Here is a 2701-nt window from a genome sequence, read left to right on the forward strand (position 1 = left end):
TGGTATTCAGAGTTTCTGCGAAAACTGCATGCACTGCGCCGACCAATGCCCTTCCGGTGCAGTCTCCCGCGACATAAAGCCCACTATCTATACGGCTGAGGATGTCAAAGACAAACCTTATATCAACCCGGGCGTTAGAAAGTGGCACTTGAATGGACACAAATGCCACGATTACTGGATTGAATCAGGCACTGGCTGCGGCACCTGCATCGCGACTTGTCCTTATAACAAACCCGACTTTTGGCACCACAGGCTTATTGATCGGATAAATACATATATTCCCGGACCGCTCCATAAGTTCATGGCGGAAATGGATCTGTGGCACGGCTATGGCAATATGTTTGACGAAAAAGCCCCTGCTGTTTTCTGGGATCCAAAGGGTCGTTCCTACGACGGTTTGAAGGGGTAACACATGTCAGGTTTAGCGATTTTCACCGGTATTGAAGTTCTGTTTTTCTGGTTGGGTGTGGCCACTTTGGCAACAGTTCAAGGGCTTATATGGGTACGCTGGAAAAAACAGGCCAGCTGGCCTTCTCTCGCATTGATGACTGCAGGTATGGCGACCATCCTGTTTGCCGTTGCCTGGGCAGTCAGTGCGGTCCTGGAAAAAGAGCCTCAGGCTGCATCAATGAGTATGTTAGTGATTCTTCTTCCGGGACTTATTTTAACCACTCTGGGTGGTCGTCTGGCCTGGAAATAAAAATCACCTTAAACACCATATAAGCACTACACGCAACAATAGCGGCATTACAAGCAGCAGACATCGGTAAAACCCTATTGAGCATAGAGCTTACTGTGAAATAATTCCCGCAGGAAGTATCGGGTAGCTCTTATAAAAAAGGTATAAATACAGAGCCTCCCTGACCGGAGTGATTTCAGAGAGGTTTCTGTATGGTACAGGTCGATCGTGAATCTCAGTTTGATGAACCCAAGCTTGATCGTCGTAGTCTTTTAAAATTAGGAGTCGCGGGAACGGCCGCACTCGCCACTGCGGCCCCGCTGACAGCCAAAGCTAATGAGGGAGGTTTTGGAACCAAGGTACACAGCGATATCCCGTATGATGTAAGCCCTGAGTACAAGCGCTTCAATCAATACAACACTGTTTTTAATAGTGATCGGCGCAAAGGCATCCCTGCTATGAGCCCGATATTTGACGATAGTCGTCCCGGGTTCAGCTTTTCTGAGTTTGCACTGAGCATGGCATCAACAAACCTCTGGATGAACCCCGGTATGGAAATGGAAGTTGTTCACCAACCCCGTGGCGTACTCCCTACACCCTACCAGTTTCCAGATGCAACAACTGCCCATGCGCAACTGAAACGAGCGGCACGTCACTTTGGTGCAAGTCTCGTTGGAATTACCCGCCGTGATGAGCGCTGGGATTACTCTGATGTCGTCATTTATGAAAGCGGTGGCCATGAAACCTTACCTTGGGAGAAAGCGTTACCAGACTTTAATCCTAAAACGGTGATTGTCGTTGCCTGGGAAATGGACTACGAAGCTCTGGCCGCAAGCCCCAGTCAGATCAGCGATGCAACAGCCCTTAATGCATATTCGGGCTTAACCTATATCCTGACCCATATGACTGACTACCTTAATTATTTGGGGTACAAAGCCGCACCAGCAGTGAATGGTTTAGGTTTAAATGTGCCTTATGCCATTGCCGCAGGGCTGGGTGAAGTCAACCGTATGGGCATGTTACAAAACTACAAGTACGGCCCGCGTCTCCGCATTGCTAAAATATACACAGAGCTGGAGCTGGACGAGTACTACGACAAACCTGTGACATTTGGTATTCAGCGCTTCTGTGAAAACTGCATGCACTGTGCAAATCAATGCCCCTCTGGGGCAGTTTCTCATGATATAAAGCCCGCTATTTATACGGCTGAGGATGTCAAAGACAAACCTTATATCAACCCTGGCATCAGAAAGTGGCACCTGAATGGACAAAAATGCCACGATTACTGGATTGAATCAGGCACAACCTGCGCCACCTGTATCGCGACCTGCCCTTATAACAAACCCGACTTCTGGCACCACAGGCTTATTGATCGGATAAATACATATATTCCCGGACCGCTCCATAAGTTCATGGCGGAAATGGATCTGTGGCACGGCTATGGCAACATGTTTGACGAAAAAGCCCCTGCCGTTTTCTGGGATCCAAAAGGTCGTTCCTACGACGGTTTAAAGGGGTAACATATGTCAGGTTTAGCGATTTTCACTGGTATTGAAGTTCTGTTCTTCTGGCTGGGCGTTGCCTCTCTGGCAACGGTTCAGGGGCTCATATGGATACGCTGGAAAAAACAAGCCAGCTGGCCTTCTCTCGCCCTTATGACTGCAGGTATGGCGACCATCCTGTTTGCCGTTGCCTGGGCAGTCAGTGCGGTCCTGGAAAAAGAGCCTCAGGCTGCATCAATGAGCCTGTTAGTGATTCTTCTTCCGGGCCTTATTTTAACCACTCTGGGAGGCCGTCTGGCCTGGAAATGAGAATCATTATAGATGGTGTGTAAGCACTGTACGCAACAATCAGAAGTATTACAAACGGTAGGCGTCGGTTAAACTCTATTGAGTGTAAATCCTACTGTGAAATAATTCTCTTCAAGAAACAGCGGGCAGCTCTTAACAAAAGATTTCTATCAAGGGCCGCCCCTGCCCGGAATGATTTCATAGAGGTTTCTGTATGGTACAGGTCGATCGT

4 protein-coding genes are annotated in these 2701 nt (G+C 48.4%); all 4 read left to right on the forward strand.

Annotated features, from left to right (window positions below):
• Positions 1–409 (forward strand): 4Fe-4S double cluster binding domain-containing protein (locus E1189_RS13420; RefSeq protein ID WP_230460389.1); only part of this gene is annotated, 409 nt, incomplete at its 5' end.
• A gap of 3 nt (positions 410–412) precedes the next feature.
• Complete coding sequence (locus E1189_RS13425) at positions 413–700, forward strand: hypothetical protein (RefSeq protein WP_155160839.1); 288 nt, start codon at positions 413–415, stop codon at positions 698–700.
• Between the two features lie 191 nt (positions 701–891).
• Complete coding sequence (locus tag E1189_RS13430) at positions 892–2199, forward strand: reductive dehalogenase (RefSeq protein ID WP_155160840.1); 1308 nt, start codon at positions 892–894, stop codon at positions 2197–2199.
• 3 nt (positions 2200–2202) lie between these two features.
• Complete coding sequence (locus E1189_RS13435; protein WP_155160841.1) at positions 2203–2490, forward strand: hypothetical protein; 288 nt, start codon at positions 2203–2205, stop codon at positions 2488–2490.
• Positions 2491–2701 lie beyond the last annotated feature (211 nt).

It is taken from the genome of Parendozoicomonas verongulae (assembly GCF_009711465.1).
Classification (GTDB): Bacteria; Pseudomonadota; Gammaproteobacteria; order Pseudomonadales; family Endozoicomonadaceae; genus Sansalvadorimonas; species Sansalvadorimonas verongulae.